Below are 19101 nucleotides of genomic sequence, written 5' to 3' on the forward strand. Positions count from 1 at the left end.
TCCACCATGGGCCTTGTCGTGACCATCCTGGGATGCGGCTCATCGGGCGGCGTTCCGCGGGCTGGCCAGGGCTGGGGCGCCTGCGATCCCGCAGAACCGCGCAACCGTCGCCGCCGTTGCTCGATCCTCATCGAACAGACCGGCCCCGGCGGTGTGACTACCGTGCTGATCGACACCGGCCCGGACCTGCGCGAGCAGCTGATCGGCGCCGGTGTGACGCGGCTTGATGCGGTGCTCTACACCCATGATCACGCCGACCACACCCATGGCATCGACGATCTCCGGCCGATCGTGCTCGCCATGCGCCGCCGCATCGCCGTCCATGCCGACGACATCACCGCCGCGACGCTCCGCCAGCGCTTCGGCTATTGCTTCGCCTCGCCACCGGGCAGCGATTATCCGCCGATCGTCGACATGCACGAATTCGCCCCGGACAGGCCCGTGGTGATTGACGGCCCGGGCGGCACCGTGACCTTCGAGCCGATCACGGTCGAGCACGGCGCCGGCTATCGCGCCTTCGGATTTCGCTTCAACAACGCCATCTATTGCCCTGATGTCAGTGTAATTCCGTCGTCATCGTGCGCGGCCTTCCTCGGCGCGCGGATGATCATCCTCGATGCGCTGCGCTACACGCGCCATCCCACGCATCTGAGCGTCGACGAGGCCTTGGCCTATCTGGCGGACTTCGCCCCGACACAGGCCGTGCTGACCAATCTGCACACCGACGTCGACTATCGCGTCCTTGAGAGCCGCTTGCCGGGCCACATTGCGCCAGCCTTCGATGGCATGCGGATCAGCCTCGACTGAGGCCGTCCCATCGCCAAGCGGCTGCTCCAGGCTGCATCGATGAGTTCCATAATATGTCTTATGCGAATCGTCGATGCGTGTGTCACTAGGTCGGCAAGTCCTGTGGACGACGGCTCCTTCCCCTTGCCTCGGCCGGTCCATTCACGGCCACACTCCCCCATGACCCAGCCCTCGCTTGATCCGACCGCCGTCACGCCCTCCGGCGACATCCAGCGCCTGCTGGAGATCATGGCTTGGCTCCGAACGCCTGACCATGGATGCCCCTGGGATCTCGAGCAGGACTTCGCGACGATCGCGCCCTTCACGATCGAGGAAGCCTACGAGGTTGCCGACGCCATCGAGCGCGGCGATCTCGCCGACCTCAAGGACGAGCTTGGCGACCTTCTGCTGCAGGTCGTCTTCCACGCCCGCATGGCTGAGGAACGAGGCATCTTCGCGTTTCCCGATGTCGTCCGCGCCATCACCGAGAAACTGATCCGCCGGCATCCCCATGTCTTCGGCGGTGATCGCGACATGAGCCCCGAGGCGGTCAAGGGCCTCTGGGAACGCATCAAGGCCGAGGAGAAGCGCGCCAGGGCCGAGGAACGCCAGCGGCTCGGCCTGCCTGCTCCGGCCGCAGCGGGAGTGCTGGCGGGGGTTCCCACCGCCCTGCCCGCATTGACCCGGGCGCTCAAGCTCCAGGACAAGGCCGGCAAGGTCGGCTTCGACTGGAACGATGTCGACGCCGTGCTCGCCAAGATCGTCGAGGAAGCCGGCGAGATCGTCGAGGCGCGCCGCGCCGGAGCCTCGCAGCAGAGCGTCGCCGACGAGGTCGGCGACCTGCTGTTCGCCGCAGTCAATCTCGCGCGCCACCTCGGCGTCGATCCGGAGGCCGCGCTCCGCGGCACCAACGCCAAGTTCGAACGGCGTTTCGGGTCGATCGAGGCGGCCCTGGCCGCCAAGGGCCGGTCACCGGCAGAGGCGTCCCTCGATGAGATGGACGCGCTGTGGAACGAGGCCAAGCGCCGGGAGCGCGAGCCTGGCTGAGCCGTCAGGACGTCGGGGTCATCAGGAGGCCTGGGCGAGCCGCCGCTCCAGTTGGTCGCGCTTGGCCGGGGCGATCCGCAGGGTGACGCGTGTCTCTCCGCTGTCCAGCGCCTCGCGCGCCTCCACCTCGGCATTCTCGTGGATCCAGTGCAGCGTCGCGCCATCGGCCGCGGCCACCGTCACGGTCATCCGGTCGTGGGCGGCGCGCAGCTTGTCCTCCACCGCGGAGAGAAGTGCCTCGAGCCCCTCCCCGGTGATGGCCGAGACGAAATGCGGCCGCGCCTCCGGCTCGTGTCGCTCGGCGCGGTTGCGCGCGGCTTCCCGTGATTCCGGATCGAGCAGATCGACCTTGTTCCAGACCTCGATGATCGTGCGCGTCGCCTGATCGACGCCGAGATCGCCGAGGATCGCCTTCACGTCGGCGGCCTGGGCCTCCGTGTCGCCGTGGCTGACGTCGCGCACATGCAGGATCACGTCGGCCTCGATGACCTCCTCCAGAGTCGCGCGGAAGGCCGCGACAAGCATGGTCGGCAGGTCCGAGATGAAGCCGACCGTATCGGAAAGGATCGCCTTGGTGCCGCGCGGGAGGCGCATCTGGCGCAGCGTCGGGTCGAGGGTCGCGAAGAGCAGGTCCTGCGCCAGCACGCCGCCGGTGGTCAGCGCATTGAACAGCGTCGACTTGCCGGCATTGGTGTAGCCGACCAGCGCGATGATCGGATAGGGCACGCGACGGCGGCTCTGGCGATGCAGGCGGCGGGTGCGCGTCACCTGTTCGAGCTCGCGCTCGATGCGGGTGATGCGCTCCTGGATCATGCGGCGGTCCGCCTCGATCTGCGTCTCACCGGGGCCGCCGAGGAAGCCGAAGCCACCCCGCTGGCGCTCAAGGTGGGTCCAGGAGCGGACAAGGCGGCTCTTCTGGTAGCTCAGATGGGCGAGTTCAACCTGCAGCCCGCCCTCTTTGGTGCGGGCGCGCCGGCCGAAGATTTCGAGGATCAGGCCGGTGCGATCGACGACCTTGGCCTTCCAGGCCTTTTCGAGGTTGCGCTGCTGCACCGGCGAAAGCGCGGCATCGACGAAGACCAGCCCCGCATCATGGGCGGTGACGAGGCCCGCAAGCTCCTCGACCTTGCCCTTGCCGATGAGGGTTGCGGGGCGCGGCTCGTTGAGGGTGACGATGACCGCCTCGGTGACTTCGAGGTCGATGGCTGCCGCAAGGCCCACCGCCTCGTCGCGCTTCGCTGTGGCCGAGCGCGAGGGCGCATCAGCCCCCTCGCCTCGCCGCGACGAGCGCACGGGCACGACGACGAGCACGCGGGTCGGCGTGCCGCGCGGTTCCTCGCCATCGGCGAGAGTGGTGCTGACGATGTCGGGTCTGCGAATGTCCAACAAGGGCTCCGGGAAGGAGATCAGCCCTTGTCGTCACCGTCCTGGGGTTCGAAGAGCTGGACAGGCGCGCCGGGCATGATGGTCGATATGGCGTGCTTATAGACCAATTGCGAGTGCCCGTCCCGGCGCAGCAGGACGCAGAAATTGTCGAACCAGGTGACGACGCCCTGCAGCTTGACGCCGTTCACGAGGAAAATCGTGAGCGGAATCTTCTGCTTGCGGACGTGATTGAGGAAGGTGTCCTGGAGGTTTTGCGCGCGTTCCGCCATTGTCTTTTTCCGTTTTGTTGCCGCGGACTGAAAGGCGCCGCGAAGTTGTATCGGCCGGCTGGGCCGGCGGCTTGTTCTTGGGTTTTGACATTAAAGGCCGATCATGCCGCAGCGCACAAGCGCCTTGTGGTCACGGCACCGTGTCGCTGAGCGGCTCAGGCGATCTCGGCCACCTCGTGGAACTTGGCGCGCAGGTCCGTTGCGATCGAGCCGGGGGCGCCATTGCCGACCGGACGTCCGTCGATCTCGACGATGGGCATGACGATCGTCGTCGCCGAGGACAGGAAGGCCTCGCGGGCGTTCTGCGCCTCCTCGATCGTGAACTTGCGCTCCTCGATCCGCAGACCCTCACGCTTGCAGAGGTCGAAGATGGTGGTGCGGGTGATGCCCTTCAGGATGCCGTTGTCGGCGAAGCGGGTGACCAGCGCGCCGTCCTTGGTGATGATCCAGGCATTGGTCGAGGAGCCCTCGGTGACGAAACCGTCGTCATCCACCAGCCAGGCCTCGTAGGCGCCCTTCTCGCGCGCCGCCTGCTTGGCGATGCAGTTCGGCAGCAGGCCGACGGACTTGATGTCCACCCGCTCCCAGCGATTGTCGGGCATGGAGATGACCTTCACGCCCTTGGCGGCATTCGCATCGTTCTTGGCGAAGTCGATCGACTTGGCGGTGACGACGAGCGCCGGCGGCGTGCCCGGCTTCGGGAAGGCATGGTCGCGGCGGGCGACGCCGCGGGTGACCTGGAGATAGACGAGACCGTTGCGGACGCGGTTGCGGCGCACCGTCTCGCGCAGGACCATGCCGAGAGGCTTGCGGTCCATCGGCATGGCGATGCGCAACTCGCCCAGCGAGCGCTCCAGCCGGTCCATGTGGCGCGTCTCGTCGACAAGCCGGCCTCCCCTCACCTCGCAGACCTCGTAGACACCGTCGGCGAATTGATAGCCGCGGTCCTCGATATGAACGGCGGCCTCGCCATGGGGGACGTAGCTTCCGTTGACATAGGCGACGCGGGACATGCGGCTCGGCTCCTCGGACGGGATCAGGATGGGGCACGACGCCCGGCGGCGACGCGCTGGCACTGTGCCATGGTTCGGCAGCCCGGCGAAACGCGTCAGCGGATATTGCGCTGCAAGGCGGCCCTGCCGAAATCGGGGATCATTCCACCGACAGGGCTTTCAGCTTGCGGTGGAGGGCCGAGCGCTCCATGCCGATGAACTCGGCCGTCCGCGAGATATTGCCGCCGAAGCGGTTGATCTGGGCGGCGAGATATTCGCGCTCGAAGGCCTCGCGGGCCTCGCGCAAGGGGAGCGCCATGAGGTGCTCGCCCCCCTGCCCCGTCGGCATGGACGGCGCGGCGGCGCCCACATCCGGCGGCAGCATGGAGACGGTCACCACCGCCTCGGGATCGCCGCCGGCGAGGATCAGCACCCGCTCGATATTGTTGCGGAGCTGGCGAAGGTTGCCCGGCCAGTCATGCGACTGGAGAAGCGCCATGGCGTCGTCACCGATGCGCCGGCGCGGCAGGCCGGAGACGGTGGCGAGCTGTTCGACGAAATGCTCGACGAGCTCGGGAATGTCCTCGCGCCGCTCCGCGAGCGACGGCACACGGACCGGGACCACGGCGAGGCGGTGAAACAGGTCCTCGCGGAAACGGCCGAGGGTGATGTCCGCCTGGATGTCGCGGGCGGTCGCCGAGATGATGCGCACGTCCACCTGCACCTTGGCGGTGCCGCCGATGCGCTGGAAGCTCTGCTCGACGAGAACGCGCAGGATGCGGTTCTGCGTCTCGCGCGGCATCTCCGCCACTTCCTCGATGAAGAGCGTGCCGCCATGGGCCTCCTCGAGCGCGCCGACCTTGCGGCCCTGGGCGCCATCGGCTTCCGACCCGAAGAGTTCGATCTCCATGCGGTCTGGGGTGATCGCCGCGGCATTGATGACAACGAAGGGACCATTGGCGCGGGTCGAGGCGCCGTGGATGGTCCGCGCCGCCAGTTCCTTGCCGGCGCCCGAGGGCCCGAAGATCATGATGCGGCTGTTGGTCGGCGCCACGCGCTCGATCGTCTGGCGCAGCTGGTTCATGGCCGAGGACCGGCCGACGAGCCCGGTCGCCTGGCCGGAGATCTGCCGCAGCGCCTTGACCTCGCGGCGCAGCCGGCTCGTCTCGATGGCCCGTTCGGCGACCAGCACGAGCCGGTCGGCCTTGAAGGGCTTCTCGATATAGTCATAGGCGCCGCGCTTGATCGCGGAAACGGCGGTCTCGATGTTGCCGTGGCCGGAAATCATCACCACCGGCAGATCCGGGTGGCGCTCGCGGACGACGTCGAGGAGCTGCAGGCCGTCGAGGCGGCTGCCCTGCATCCAGATGTCGAGGAAGACGAGGTTCGGCCGGCGCGCCTCGATGGCGGCCAGCGCCTCGTCGGCATTGCGCGCCGTGCGCGTGCGATAGCCCTCGTCGTCAAGGATGCCCGCGACGATGTCCCGGATGTCCGCCTCGTCGTCGACGACCAGAATATCTCCTGCCATGCGCGCTTGTCCGTCCCTCATTCCGCCGCGGCGATCGCCTGGGCCGCCAGCTGCTGGTCCTTGAAGCTCAACCGGATATGGGCGCCGCGCTGGTTGCCCTCGGCATCCGGCGGCGCATCGTACAGGCCGAGGCCTCCGCCATGCTCCTCCAGGATCTTGCCGACGATGGCGAGGCCGAGGCCGGTGCCCTTCTCCCGTGTCGTTACGTAAGGCTCAAGCAGCCGATGGCGGTTTTCTTTGGGCAGGCCGATGCCGTTGTCGATCACGTCCACCGAGAAGAAGGGCGTGTTGGCATTGAGCCTGACGAGAATGCGCCCCTTGCCGCGCTCCGCCTCGGGCACGGCGGCAATGGCCTCGGTGGCGTTCTTGATGATGTTGGTGAGCGCCTGGCTGATGAGGCGCCGGTCGAAGGAGGCCGGCTGCGGCCCCTCCGGGATCTCGCCATCGATGTCGATCTCGGGATAGCCGATCCGCATCATGAACACCGCCTGGCGCACGGTGTCAGCCACGTCCTCGGTCTCGAAGACGGGTTTCGGCATCCGCGCGAAGGAGGAGAACTCATCGACCATGCGGCCGATGTCGCCGACCTGGCGGATGATCGTGTCCGTGCACTGGTCGAAGACCTCGCGGTCGTCGGTGATGACCCGGCCATAGCGGCGCTTCAGGCGCTCGGCCGAGAGCTGGATCGGGGTGAGCGGATTCTTGATCTCGTGGGCGATGCGCCGGGCGATGTCCGCCCAGGCCGAGGTGCGCTGCGCCACCACGAGGTCGGTGACGTCGTCAATCGTCACCACCGCGCCATGGGCGCCCTCGTCGTCCGCCTCGGGGGCGACGCGCACCACGAGCGTGCGTTCGCGCCCGCCGCGAACGATCAGCACCTGCCCCTGGACCACCGACGCGCCACGCTCGGCCCGCCCGATGAGATCGGCGAATTCCGGCACGGATTCGGCGAGAACCGTGCCGGCAAGGTCGCTCTCGCCGACGTCGAGGATCTCCATGGCGAAGCGGTTGGTGAGCGTCACGCGCCCTTGAGGGTCGAGGCCCACCACGCCCGCCGTGACGCCGGCGAGAACGGCTTCGGTGAAGCGGCGGCGGCTGTCGATCTGGTCGCGCGCGGTGATGAGGTCCTCGCGCTGCTGGCGCAGCTCGGCGGTCATCTTGTTGAAGGTGTCGCCGAGATTGGCGAGGTCGCCCTCGGACTTGCGGATATGGACCTCGACCGTGAGGTCGCCCGCCGCCACCTGGTCGGCTGCGCCGATGAGCCGGCGGATCGGCTGGACGAGCCGGTTGGCGAAGGACAGGCCGAGATAGACGGCCGACAGCGTCACCAGGAAGGCGATGAGCGCGAACATCAGCGCGAAGGCGATCTGCAAGCCGATGCGCCGCGATTGAAGCGCCTGGTACTCGAACAGGCCGACCTGGGTGGAGCGCAGGTGCTGGGCGATCTGCGGGCTGATCTGGCGGACGACATAGAGGAACTCGTCGCCGCCGCGCTTCAGCTTGAGCACGGCCTCGACATAGTCCCGCTCGTCGCGCGAGGAGATGTTGGCGATGATGTCGTCGGTCTTGCTGACCTCGTCGAGGATCGCCGCCGGTACGTTGAAATCCGATTGCAGCGGCAGATCGGCGCGCTCCACGACGCTGCCGTCGACCTTGAGGATGCGCACGACCGTCAGGCCACGAACCATGGCCTGGGCCGTGAGGAAGCGGCCGAAATTCACCTCGGCCGGGTTGAGCGTGCGGATGCGCTCGATGTCCTGGACAAGCGCTGCCGCCTCGGCGCGCACCACGACGACCTGTTCGCCGAGATAGGCATTGGCGAGATTGGCCGAGGCCTCGATGGACCGGCGCACGCTGCCCGAGAAGATGCTCTCGAGGCCCCGGTCGAGCGTCACCGAGGCGGCAACAGCGATAACGGCCACCGGGACCGAGGCGACGATAGCGAAGAGGCGGACGACGCGCTCGTGCAGGCGCGAGGCCGCCTGCCCCTGCCGCCGGGCCTGCCGCAGGACCAGGATCTCCCGGACGATGAGGTAGATCAGCGCGCAGACCAGCACGCCGTCGGCGACCAGCACGGTCAGGACCACCTCGTGGGTGGCCTGGACCGGCAGGAGCCCGGTGACGAGCAGGAAGGTGATCAGGCCGAAGAACAGCGCGATGCCGACCATGATCGGCCCGGCGCGACGCGTCCGCAGCCGCGGCATGAAGGCCGAGGCGTCGTTGGCGGTGGTCGCGGCGGTCGTATCGGTCATCCGATGCTCATCTCCTGACGGTGCGGCGGAATTCCGGCCGAGCCGGTCCGCCACCGTCGGGACTCAACGGTGACCTTGATACAACAACTGTGACCGAAATGTCACGCAGCTGGCCCCTGCCCCCACGCAGTCGTGAGGACAGAGTCTCAGCGGGAGGTGCGGATCACCTGGATGTCGAGGTCACGGACCTTCTTGCGCAGGGTGTTGCGGTTCACGCCGAGCAGGTCAGCCGCCTTGATCTGGTTACCGCGGGTCGCCGCGAGTGCCGCCGAGATCAGCGGGATCTCAACCTCGCGCAAGACGCGGTGGTAGAGGCCGGGCGGCGGAAGGTCGTCGCCGAAGGTCTTGAAATAGGCGCCCATATGGCGCTCCACCGAGCCCATCAGCGTGTCGTCCTCGCGCGGTTCCTCGCGCTGGGCGGCCGGCTCCGGCGTCGACAGCTCGTTGTCGACGATCGGCGCCGTGATGATCTCCTGCGGATAAAGCGCGGCGAGGCGGCGGATCAGGTTCTCGAGCTCGCGGATGTTGCCCGGCCAGCGATAGCGCTTGAGCTTCTCCATGGCGGCCGAATCGATCTGCTTGGCCGGCAGGCCCTCGCGCTCGGCGAGGGCGAAGAAGTGGCGCACGAGGTCCGGCACGTCGTCGAGGCGCTCGCGCAGCGGCGGCAGGCGCAGCGGCACCACGTTGAGGCGGAAGAACAGGTCCTCGCGGAAGAGGCCCTGCTGGATGAGCTGGCGCAGGTCCTTGTTGGTCGCGGCGACGATGCGGACGTCGGTTTTGATCGGGGTGCGGCCACCGACAGTGGTGTATTCGCCCTGCTGGAGGACGCGCAGGAGACGCGTCTGCGCCTCCATCGGCATGTCGCCGATCTCGTCGAGGAAGAGCGTGCCGCCCTCGGCCTGCTCGAAGCGGCCGGGATTGCGAGACTGCGCGCCGGTGAAGGCGCCCTTTTCGTGGCCGAAGAGCTCGCTCTCGATGAGGTCGCGCGGGATCGCGGCCATGTTGATGGCGACGAAGGGGCCGTTCCGGCGCTTGCCATAGTCGTGCAGCGCGCGTGCAACGAGTTCCTTGCCGGTGCCGCTCTCGCCGACGATCATCACCGTGAGGTCGGTCTGCATGAGGCGGGCGAGGACCCGGTAGATGTCCTGCATGGCCGGGGAGCGGCCGACCAGCGGCATGGTGTCGGCATCGACGGGGGACGCCTTGCCCAGCTTGCCCTTGGGCTCGGCCAGCGCCCGGCCGACGATCGCCACCAGCTCCTTCAGGTCGAAGGGCTTCGGCAGGTAGTCATAGGCGCCGCGCTCGGAGGCCTTGATCGCGGTCATGAAGGTGTTCTGCGCGCTCATCACCACGACCGGCAGGTCGGGGCGCAACTTCTTCATGCGCGGCAGCAGGTCGAACGCGTTCTCGTCGGGCATCACCACGTCGGTGATGACGAGATCGCCGTCGCCTTGCGACACCCAGCGCCAGAGCGTGGTGGCATTGCCGGTGAGCCTGACGTCATAGCCTGCCCGCGACAGCGCCTGGTTCAGCACCGTGCGGATGGCAGCGTCGTCGTCGGCGACCAGGATGGTTCCTGTCGGCATGGGAGCCTCGTCAGAGCGATTTGCGGCCGTTCATGTCGGTTTGCGACACGCGGGCCATGGGCAGAAGGATACGGAAAACGGTCTTGCGGGGCTGGCTGTCGCACTCGACGATGCCGCCATGGTCGCCGACGATCTTGGCGACGAGGGCAAGGCCAAGGCCCGTCCCCGAGCTCTTCGTGGTGACGAAGGGGTCGAACAGATGCGGCATGAGATCGTCGGGCACGCCCGGACCATTGTCGCGGACGCAGACCTCGAGCGGCAGGGCCACGCGGCTGGACACGCCCGGCATGGTGAGGCGGACGCCCGGCCGGAACGCCGTCGACAGCATGATCTCGCCGTCGGTGGCCCCCTCGCCGATCGCTTCGGCCGCGTTCTTCACGAGGTTGAGGAAGACCTGGACCAGCTGGTCGCGGTTGCCGAAGACCGGCGGCAGCGACGGGTCATATTCCTCGACGAAGCGGATGTGCCGGGCAAAGCCGGACTGCGACAGCTTCTTCACGTGCTCGAGGACCACGTGGATGTTGACGGGCTGGCGCTCCACCGGCCGCTCGTCGGAGAAGACCTCCATGCGGTCGACCAGTTTCACGATGCGGTCGGCCTCGTCGCAGATGAGCCGGGTCAGCGTCCGGTCCTGGTCGTCGACCGAGCCCTCGAGCAGCTGGGCCGCGCCGCGAATGCCCGACAGCGGGTTCTTGATCTCGTGGGCGAGCATGGCGGCAAGCGCCGTGACCGACCGCGCCGCGCCGCGATGGGTCAGCTGGCGGTCCATCTTGTCGGCGATGGTCCGCTCCTGGAGCATAATGACGACGTCGCCGGGACGCTCGGCCAGCGGCGCGACATAGATGTCGACGATCCGCTCATGGCCATTGCGCGGGGTGCCGAGATCGACCTTGTACTCGTTCACCGGCGCGTGGCGCTCGCGCACCTGCTCGATCAGGGCCAGGAGCGGCGAGCCGAAGGGCACGACGTCCTTGATGGCATGGCGCTTCAGCACGGCGATGGAGGCCTGGAAGAACCCCTCCGCCGCGGCATTGCCGTCGACGATCATGCCGGTGGCGGAGACGCTCACCACCGGGTGCGGCAAGGCGTTGAGGATGGAATCGTGGCTGCCGAGGCGCTGGGCTGCGACGCTCATGCGGCGGCCCTCCATTGAAAGCGGTCAAAACTCTCGGCGAGCGCGGCGATGGCCTTGGCCGGCTCGTCGGTGGTGAGGACCCGGCCGCGGGCCTCCGAGAGGAGCGCCTGGGGGGCGTTGCAGGCGGCCGCCGCCGCGTCCAGCGCCCAACCGAGATGCTTGCGCGCATGGCGGACGCCGATGGCTCGGCCGTAGTGCGCCAGCTGCTCCTCATAGAGCTCCGTTGCGCAGGCGAGCTGGGTCGCAAGATCCGGATCAGCCGGCACCGGCTCGCCGGCCAGATGCGCGGCGATCTGCGAGGGCACCCAGGGGCGCCCCTGCGCGCCGCGTCCGACCATCACCGCATCCGCACCGGAGCGGGCGAGGCAGGCCTCGGCATCCGCAGGCGTGGTGATGTCGCCATTGGTGACCACCGGCACGGTGACAGCCGCCTTCACCGCGGCGATCGCGCTCCAGTCGGCCGATCCCTTGTAGAATTGCTGGCGCGTGCGGCCGTGGATGGTGACCAGCACGACACCGGCCGCCTCGGCCCGGCGCGCAAGGTCCGGCGCGTTGAGCATGGTCTCGTCCCAGCCGAGCCGCATCTTCACGGTGACCGGCAGGTCGACGGCCGCGACCGTGGCGGCGATGAGGCGCTCGGCATGGTCGAGGTCGCGCATCAGCGCCGAGCCCGCATAGCCGCCGGTCACGCGCTTCGCCGGGCAGCCCATGTTGATGTCGATGATGTCGGCGCCCGCCGCTGCGGCGACCCGCGCGCCCTCCGCCATCCAGTGAGGCTCGCATCCCGCGATCTGCACGACATGAGGGGAGAGCCCCGCCCCTTCCGCGCGCAGCCGGGCTTCCTCGTCCCCGGCCGCCAGGCCGTCTCCCGGCACCATCTCCGTTACTGTCCAGCCCACGCCGAAACGCGCCACCATCCGCCGGAAGGGCGCGTCCGTGACACCGGACAGGGGAGCGAGGGCTACGGGGGACGCCACGGGGACGGAACCGATCGACAAGCCACCCCTGAGGGGTGCTCGCGTCGATGGCTGGATCATTCAGTTGCCTATTTCATAAGCGTGATTGGATGCTGCCTACACTTTAGACATCATTTTCTGCGCTGCACAAGGGGTGAGCCGCCCGAAGACACAGCGTGGTGAACGCGCTAGGGATGGGCAACCTACATCTCTGCGTGCCGAGAGCCTGCCCCGATGAGCCGTCCCTCACCGTCCGTTGCCGCGCTGATCGTCGCTGCCGGACGCGGCACGCGGGCCGGTGACGGCCTTCCCAAGCAATACCGTGCATTGGCCGGCCGGCCCGTCCTGGCAAGGGCTGCTGATCCGCTCATCGCCTCGTCCCTTGTCGGCCGCGTGATCGTCGTCATCGACCCCGCCGATCGCGATCATCTCGAGGTCGCCCTGCCCCAGGCACCCAAGGTGCTTCCGCCGGTCGCGGGAGGCGCGACACGCCAGGCCTCGGTCCTCGCCGGGCTCGAATCGCTGGCCGCCGACCCGCCCGACATCGTGCTGGTCCACGACGCCGCCCGTCCCTTCGCCAGCGTCGATCTGGTGGCGGCCGCGGTCGCCCAGATCACCGACGGAGCAGCGGGCGCCGTCCCCGGGCTGCCGGTGGTCGACACGATCAAGACCGTCGACCAGGTCGGCCGGGTGGTGGCGACCCCGGACCGGGCCAGCCTGCGCGCCGTCCAGACGCCCCAGGCCTTTTCCTATCCGGCCCTGCTGGCCGCCCATCGCGCCGCGGCCGCGCAAGGGATCGCCGGTCTCACCGACGACGCCTCGGTGGTGGAATGGGCGGGCCATGCCGTCGTCGTCTTCCCCGGCGAGGCCGACAACATCAAGATCACCCACCCCCAGGATTTCGCCGAGGCCGAGCGCCGCCTCGCGGGAGGAGCCATGCTGAACGACATCCGCATCGGCCAGGGCTACGACGTCCATGCCTTTGGCGACGGCGACCATGTCTGGCTCGGCGGCATCCGCATCGCCCATGACCGCGGCGTCCTCGCCCATTCCGATGGGGACGTGGTGCTCCATGCTGCGACGGACGCGATCCTCGGCGCCCTCGCCGACGGCGATATCGGCACCCATTTCCCGCCGAGCGACCCGCAGTGGAAGGGCGCCTCGTCCGACCGATTCCTCGCCCACGCAGCCGGCCTTCTGGCCGCCCGTGGCGGCCGCCTCGCCATGCTCGACGTGACGGTCGTCTGCGAAGCGCCGAAGATCGGGCCGCACCGGGAGGCGATCCGCGCCCGCATGGCCGAAATTCTCGGCGTCGGCCCTGACCGCATCGCCATCAAGGCGACCACCAGCGAGAAGATGGGTTTCACCGGCCGGCGCGAGGGCCTTGCCGCCCTCGCCCTCGCCACGATCCGCCTGCCCGGAGACGGCGCATGAGCGACGCCGAGATCGACGCCCTCGCCACCGAGGTTCTGGCGGCCTGCCGCGCGCAGGGAGTGATGGTGGCGACCGCCGAAAGCTGCACCGGCGGGCTCGTCGCCGCGGCCCTGACCGCCATTGCTGGTTCGTCCGATGTCGTCGACCGCGGCTTCGTCACCTACACCAACGAGGCCAAGCAGGAGATGCTGGGCGTGCCCGCCGGCATCCTCGCCGCCCATGGCGCCGTGTCGCCCGAAACGGCCGAGGCCATGGCCCGCGGCGCGCTGGCCCGCTCGCGGGCGCAGATCGCCGTCTCAATCACCGGCATTGCCGGTCCAGGCGGTGCGACGCCCGGCAAGCCGGTGGGCCTCGTCCAGTTCGGCGCCTGCCGCGGCGACCGCCTGATCCTCCGGGAGCATCGCTTCGGCGCCATCGGCCGCGCCGAGGTGCGGCGCGCCAGCGTCATCGTCGCCCTCGGATTGCTGCTGGAGCTCGCTGGAACTCAGGCCGCCGGAGCCGCGCCCGGCCGGCCGTAGATCTGGTCGGCGCGCTGCTCGAAGGCTTCGGCGAAGCGGCGGAAGGCGGCGTCGAACACCGCGCCCATGACGAGGGCGAGCGCGCGCGAGCGGAACTCGTAGTCGATGGAGAAGGCAACGCGCGTCCCCTCCCCGTCGGGCGTGAAACGCCAGTGGTTCTCGAGGCGCGAGAACGGCCCGTCGATGTATTCGGCGATGATATGCAACCGCGGCCGGTCGAGCGTGACCCGGCTGGTGAAGGTCTCGCGGAGCAGCGCATAGGTGACCGTCATGTCGGCGACGAGGATCGATACGCCGTCATCCCCGGCATTGACCCGCCGACGCACCTTCAGCGCCTCGCAGAGCGGTACGAACTGCGGATATTTCTCCACATCCGCGACGAGGTCGAACATGGCCTCGGGCCGGTGGCCGACCCGCCGCTCCGTCTTGAAAACAGGCATGGCTCAGCCCCTGCCCGCAGCCGGCAGGGCGGCGAGGAAGGCGTCAGCCTCGGCGCGCGCGGTGAAGGTGACCAGCCGCTGCCCCTCGCCAAGTCCGGCGAACCAGGTGAGGAGCCGCGGCCGCTGCGCCGCGCGATAGGTCCAGACATAGCGGTAGAAGGCGAGGTCGAAGCGCTCCGGACAACCCGGCGCCATCTCCGGCCGCACCTGGCCGCGTGAGCGCAGCGTCCGGCCGATCACGCCGGCGAGGCACGTGACCATGGGCAGGTCGAACCAGCACACCGTGTCGGCACGGGCGCGGCGGATGTCGCAGCCGTGGCTGATGTAGTTGCCGTCGATCACCCAGGCCTCGCCCTCTGCCGCCTCAACCACCCGGGCGGCAAACTCGGCCTTGTCGGGCTCCACCCAGCCGGGCTGCCAGAACAGGCCGTCGAGCGACAGGTAGGGCACACCGAGCCTTGCGGCCAGTGCCATGGCGAAGGTCGACTTGCCCGCGCCGGAACAGCCCATCACCAGCACCCGGCGCATGAGTCCGGATCGATCAGTGACCGAGGCGGGCAAGACGCGCCGACTTCAGCTTGGCGAAGTCGTCGCCGGCATGGTGCGAGGAGCGGGTCAGCGGGCTTGACGAGACCAGGAGGAAGCCCTTGGCCATGGCGATCGTCTCGTAGCCCTTGAACTCGTCGGGCGTGACGAAGCGCACGACCTCGTGGTGCTTGCGGGTCGGCTGCAGGTACTGGCCGATCGTCATGAAGTCGACGTCGGCGGAGCGCAGATCGTCCATCAGTTGCAGCACCTCGTTCCGCTCCTCGCCGAGGCCGACCATGATGCCGGACTTGGTGAAGATGGTGGGATCGAGCTCCTTCACCCGCTGCAGCAGGCGGATGGAGTGGAAGTAGCGCGCGCCGGGCCGCACCTTCAGGTACTTCGACGGCACGGTCTCGAGATTGTGGTTGAACACGTCGGGACGCGCCGCGACGACGATCTCCAGCGCGCCGTCCTTGCGCAAGAAGTCGGGGGTCAGCACCTCGATCGTCGTCTTCGGCGAGCGGCGGCGGATGGCGTTGATGACGTCGGCGAAATGCTGGGCGCCGCCATCGGCGAGGTCGTCACGGTCGACCGAGGTGATGACCACGTGCTCGAGGCCAAGCTTCTCCACGGCGATGGCGGTGTGCTCGGGCTCGTTGGGATCGAGGGCGCCCGGCATGCCCGTCTTGACGTTGCAGAAGGAGCAGGCGCGCGTGCAGGTGTCGCCCATGATCATGAAGGTCGCGTGCTTCTTCTCCCAGCACTCGCCGATATTCGGGCAGCCCGCCTCCTCGCAGACGGTAACGAGGCCGTTCTCCTTCACGATGCGGTGAGTTTCGCTCCATTTGGGCGAACCCGGCGCCTTCACGCGAATCCACTCCGGCTTGCGCTGGATCGGCTGGTCAGGCCGATGCGCCTTTTCCGGGTGCCGCGGGCGGTTGTCGCGCTTCAGCGTGTCGATGAGTGTCGCCATGCCCCTCATTAGGCAAGCGATGGCCCGGTTAGCAAGAGGATGGGGGCCTCAGGCGGCTGGAAGCAGCCAGATGCCCCAGCGATCCTCGACCTTGCGGCCTCCGGCCTCCACCACCAGCCGACCGATGGCCTCCTTCTGGCGGGCGCCGAAATGTTGGAAGACCACGGCCTTACGGGCATGGCGCCGCAGCGCCGCGAGGAAGGCGAGCTTGCGATCGCGGCAGATCCACGGGCGCCGCCAGGCAAGGTCGCCGAACGGACCCACATAGTAGAGGCACTCGCAGACGAGGAGCACATCCACCTGCGGGAGCGGCAGCGTCGAGGTCGGGTCCTGGTAGAGGCGGTTGAGGTCGTAGGGCACGAACGTGCCCGCGAGCTCGGCGCGGGCCCGGTCGAGCGCCACCTGGGAGAGGTCGCAGCCCGACAGGTCGCTCACGCCCAGCCGGGCCGCCACGCGCCCCAGCGTGTAGCCTTCGTAGACACTCACATCCCCAAGGCTGGCGCAGGAACCGACCTCGTCGCGGATCACGTCGGCGACGGCATCCATTCGCTCGTCGCCATAGTCCCGCATCCGGTAGAAATCAGGGCAGGCCGCGAAGACCCGGTCCAACACGCAGGCTTTGGGCCGGCCCAGGATCGTCCCGATCGCATAGCCGGCGCGCGCGCGCGCCACGCCCCAGGCAGACAGATCCGCCATGTGTCCCCCGCCCCTCCGCCCCCCTTCAGAGCGGTATGACGGTGGGGTATGGAGACGCGGGGTCCGGACGGAAATGCGTCAAGATGACGCTAGGTCATGCGGCTCGGGCCGGCGGCCGGAAATCCTCAATGAAGCGGATGAGGGTAGCGACGGCCGCGCCCATGTCCGGTGCAGTCGCCGATTCGAGCGGATTGTGGCTGATCCCGCCCTTGCAGCGGACGAAGAGCATGGCGAAGTCGGTGAGCCGCGCCATGGCCTGCCCGTCATGGCCGGCGCCGGAGACAAGACGTGGCGGGTTCAAACCCAGGCTCCCAGCGCCCGCCGCCAGCTGGTCCTGCAGCCAGGGGGCACAGGCTGCCGTCGGGCAGTCGTGATAGGTCTCGAAGGCCACGGCGCAGCCCCGCGCGGCGGCGAGCGCCTCGGCCTTGCGCAGGAACTGGTCGAGCGCCTTGTGGCGTGGCGCATCGGCAGCAGCCCGCAGGTCGAGCACGAACTCGACACGGTCGGGGATGACGTTGATCGCGCCGGGCTTCACGCCGATCTGGCCGACGGTCGCGACCATGGAGGCCTCTGGGTGGGCCTTCGCGATGGCCTCGGCCGCCAGCATCATCTCCGAGGCAGCCAGGAGGGCGTCCTGCCGGAGCCCCATCGGCACCGTGCCGGCATGGCCCGCCATGCCGGTGATGGTGACGCGGGTGCGGAACTGCCCGGCAATCGACGTGACGACGCCGAGGGGCACATCGGCATGTTCGAGGACCGGCCCCTGCTCGATATGCACCTCCACATAGGCGAGCGCCTCGTCGCGGCTCATCGCGGCAGCCGGAATCCCGGCCGGGTCGAGGCCATAGGCCTGCATGGCATCGCGCAGGCTGACGCCGTCGCGATCCCGGCCGTCGAGCCAGGACGGCTCGAAAGCGCCGGCAACCGCCGCGGACGACGACAGAACGGTGGGAAAGCGCACGCCCTCCTCGTCGCCGAAGGCCAGCACGTCGATGGCGAAGGGCATCCTCCGGCCGAGATCGCGGAAATGCTCGACGGCGAGGATGCCGCAGACGACGCCGAGCATGCCGTCGTACTTGCCGGCATTGATGACCGTGTCGATATGCGAGCCGATCAGCAGGCGCGGCACGGAATTGGCGCCGGCCTCCTCGCCGGCCATGGCGTAGTGCCCGCGCACCGTGCCGAGCGCGTCCTCGGCCGTCGTCATCCCGGCTTCCGCCATCCATTGCGCGACAAGATGGGCGGCCCGCTTGTGTTCCGGCGTGAGGAAGCGCCGCGTGAGGCGATCCGGCTCTTCCGAAATGGCGGCCAGTTCGTCGAGCATGGCCTCGGCGCGGCGGCCGAGGCGGTCGATATCGAGGGATGTCATCGGATATTCGCGAGATAGGCGCCGAGCGCGGCGCGATCCTGATCGGTCATGTTGGTAGCGTTGCCGAGCGGCATGGCCTTGGACTGGACGGACTGCTGTGCCACCCCGGCGGCAAAGCGTTTCAGGTCGGCGGCCGTCTCCAGCACCACGTTCTTCGGCGGCTCCTTGAAGCTCTCATGGGTCGGACGGCGGGCGTGGCAGGCGACGCAGTGGGTCGAGACGATCTGCAGCGCCTGCGCCTCCGTGACCTGCCCGGCGCCCGCGAGATTGAGCTGGGGCCGCTGCGACGTCACGAAGATCGCCAGCAGCAGCGACACCGCCGCCACCGGCACGGCCCAGCCATAGCTCTGCCAGGGGTCATGCGCCTCGTGGCGGTTCAGCGTGTGCTGCACCAGAGCGCCGGTGACGAGGATGAAGGCGACGACCAGCCAGGAATGGGGATGGGCGTAGAGCATCGGATAATGGTTCGAGACCATCATCAACAGGACGGGCAGCGTCAGGTAATTGTTGTGGGTCGAGCGGGTCTTGCCGATCTTCCCGTATTTCGGATCGGGCTTGCGGCCGGCGATGAGGTCGGCGACCACGATCCGCTGGTTGGGGATGATCACCAGGAAGACGTTCGCCGCCATGATCGTGCCGACGAAGACGCCGACATGGATGAAGGCGCCGCGGCCCGAAAAGACTTGGCTGAAGGCCCAGGCCGCCCCGACCACCATGAGGAAGACGATCAGCGCCAGCACCGGCGGATGGTTGGCCAGCGGCGACTTGCAGAGCGTGTCGTAGACGAGCCAGCCGATGACGATGGAAGCGAGCGAGAGCCCGATGGCCTGGGCCGGCGAGATGTCGGCCACCGCCGGATCGATGAGGAAACCGCGGGCGTTGAGATAGTACTGGGCGACGAGCAGCACGAAGCCGGAGACCCAGGTCAGATAGGCGGCCCAGCGGTGCCAGAGCAGGTCCGCCGGCAGGTTGTCGGGCGCCACCAGGTACTTCTGCACGTGGTAGAAGCCGCCCCCGTGCACCTCCCAGGCGACACCGTCGGCGCCCGCCGTCCCCGGTTGCTTCGCCTTCAGGCTGAAATCCAGCGACATGAAATAGAAGCTGGTGCCGATCCAGGTGATGCCGGCGGTGATGTGGAACCAGCGCGACAGCAGGTTGAACCAGTCGGTGGCGAGGGCGAGATCCATGGGCTTCCGGCGGGTGGCT

Annotated in this window: 18 protein-coding genes; 4 read left to right on the top strand and 14 right to left on the bottom strand. The window is 68.4% G+C overall.

What is annotated here, in order from left to right:
- Positions 1-6 precede the first annotated feature (6 nt).
- Positions 7-807, top strand: coding sequence for an MBL fold metallo-hydrolase (locus tag C8P69_RS10255; protein WP_108176765.1), 801 nt, complete (start codon positions 7-9; stop codon positions 805-807).
- A gap of 159 nt (positions 808-966) precedes the next feature.
- The gene (gene mazG / locus C8P69_RS10260) at positions 967-1833 is read left to right on the top strand and encodes a nucleoside triphosphate pyrophosphohydrolase (protein WP_108176767.1); all 867 of its coding nucleotides are present in this window, start codon (positions 967-969) and stop codon (positions 1831-1833) included.
- Positions 1834-1854: 21 nt separating this feature from the next.
- Here mazG and hflX read toward each other — a convergent pair whose 3' ends face one another.
- From hflX to dusB, 8 genes are all read right to left on the bottom strand, one after another.
- A complete protein-coding gene (hflX, locus tag C8P69_RS10265; protein WP_245901975.1) occupies positions 1855-3219 on the bottom strand; it encodes a GTPase HflX in 1365 nt (454 codons plus the stop codon).
- 20 nt (positions 3220-3239) lie between these two features.
- Positions 3240-3488, bottom strand: coding sequence for an RNA chaperone Hfq (gene hfq, locus C8P69_RS10270; protein WP_108176771.1), 249 nt, complete (start codon positions 3486-3488; stop codon positions 3240-3242).
- Positions 3489-3643: 155 nt separating this feature from the next.
- Positions 3644-4501 (bottom strand): D-amino-acid transaminase, encoded by an 858-nt coding sequence (locus C8P69_RS10275; RefSeq protein ID WP_108176773.1) that lies wholly within the window; start codon positions 4499-4501, stop codon positions 3644-3646.
- Between the two features lie 139 nt (positions 4502-4640).
- A complete protein-coding gene (ntrX, locus tag C8P69_RS10280; protein WP_108176775.1) occupies positions 4641-6008 on the bottom strand; it encodes a nitrogen assimilation response regulator NtrX in 1368 nt (455 codons plus the stop codon).
- A 17-nt stretch (positions 6009-6025) separates the two neighbouring features.
- Positions 6026-8260: a sensor histidine kinase gene (locus C8P69_RS10285; RefSeq protein WP_108176777.1), complete on the bottom strand. Its 2235-nt coding sequence runs from the start codon at positions 8258-8260 to the stop codon at positions 6026-6028.
- Positions 8261-8406: 146 nt separating this feature from the next.
- Positions 8407-9846 (bottom strand): nitrogen regulation protein NR(I), encoded by a 1440-nt coding sequence (ntrC, locus tag C8P69_RS10290; protein ID WP_108176779.1) that lies wholly within the window; start codon positions 9844-9846, stop codon positions 8407-8409.
- A 10-nt stretch (positions 9847-9856) separates the two neighbouring features.
- Entirely contained in the window at positions 9857-10981 is a 1125-nt protein-coding gene (locus tag C8P69_RS10295; RefSeq protein ID WP_108177486.1) for a two-component system sensor histidine kinase NtrB, read from the bottom strand.
- Entirely contained in the window at positions 10978-11979 is a 1002-nt protein-coding gene (dusB, locus tag C8P69_RS10300) for a tRNA dihydrouridine synthase DusB (protein ID WP_245901976.1), read from the bottom strand. The genes C8P69_RS10295 and dusB overlap by 4 nt, the downstream gene beginning before the upstream one ends.
- A gap of 192 nt (positions 11980-12171) precedes the next feature.
- Between dusB and C8P69_RS10305 the strand changes: the two genes are divergently transcribed.
- Together C8P69_RS10305 and C8P69_RS10310 are read left to right on the top strand one after the other, a co-directional pair.
- Positions 12172-13371, top strand: coding sequence for a bifunctional 2-C-methyl-D-erythritol 4-phosphate cytidylyltransferase/2-C-methyl-D-erythritol 2,4-cyclodiphosphate synthase (locus C8P69_RS10305; protein ID WP_108176783.1), 1200 nt, complete (start codon positions 12172-12174; stop codon positions 13369-13371).
- Complete coding sequence (locus tag C8P69_RS10310) at positions 13368-13889, top strand: CinA family protein (protein ID WP_108176785.1); 522 nt, start codon at positions 13368-13370, stop codon at positions 13887-13889. Before C8P69_RS10305 ends, C8P69_RS10310 begins: the two co-directional genes overlap by 4 nt.
- On the opposite strand, the gene C8P69_RS10315 is transcribed toward C8P69_RS10310, so the two are convergent.
- From C8P69_RS10315 to C8P69_RS10340, 6 genes are all read right to left on the bottom strand, one after another.
- On the bottom strand, positions 13856-14329 hold the full coding sequence (locus C8P69_RS10315; RefSeq protein WP_108176787.1) for a type II toxin-antitoxin system RatA family toxin: 474 nt from the start codon (positions 14327-14329) through the stop codon (positions 13856-13858). The genes C8P69_RS10310 and C8P69_RS10315 overlap by 34 nt on opposite strands.
- A gap of 3 nt (positions 14330-14332) precedes the next feature.
- Positions 14333-14857, bottom strand: coding sequence for a P-loop NTPase family protein (locus C8P69_RS10320; RefSeq protein WP_108176789.1), 525 nt, complete (start codon positions 14855-14857; stop codon positions 14333-14335).
- A gap of 13 nt (positions 14858-14870) precedes the next feature.
- Positions 14871-15830: a lipoyl synthase gene (lipA, locus tag C8P69_RS10325; RefSeq protein WP_108176791.1), complete on the bottom strand. Its 960-nt coding sequence runs from the start codon at positions 15828-15830 to the stop codon at positions 14871-14873.
- A gap of 48 nt (positions 15831-15878) precedes the next feature.
- The gene (locus C8P69_RS10330) at positions 15879-16526 is read right to left on the bottom strand and encodes a class I SAM-dependent methyltransferase (RefSeq protein ID WP_108176793.1); all 648 of its coding nucleotides are present in this window, start codon (positions 16524-16526) and stop codon (positions 15879-15881) included.
- Between the two features lie 94 nt (positions 16527-16620).
- Positions 16621-17895 (bottom strand): allantoate amidohydrolase, encoded by a 1275-nt coding sequence (locus tag C8P69_RS10335; protein WP_108176795.1) that lies wholly within the window; start codon positions 17893-17895, stop codon positions 16621-16623.
- Positions 17892-19082, bottom strand: a complete 1191-nt coding sequence (locus tag C8P69_RS10340) for a urate hydroxylase PuuD (RefSeq protein ID WP_108176797.1) — start codon at positions 19080-19082, stop codon at positions 17892-17894. The genes C8P69_RS10335 and C8P69_RS10340 overlap by 4 nt, the downstream gene beginning before the upstream one ends.
- Positions 19083-19101 lie beyond the last annotated feature (19 nt).

The organism is Phreatobacter oligotrophus, assembly GCF_003046185.1.
In the GTDB taxonomy this organism is placed as follows: Bacteria; Pseudomonadota; Alphaproteobacteria; order Rhizobiales; family Phreatobacteraceae; genus Phreatobacter; species Phreatobacter oligotrophus.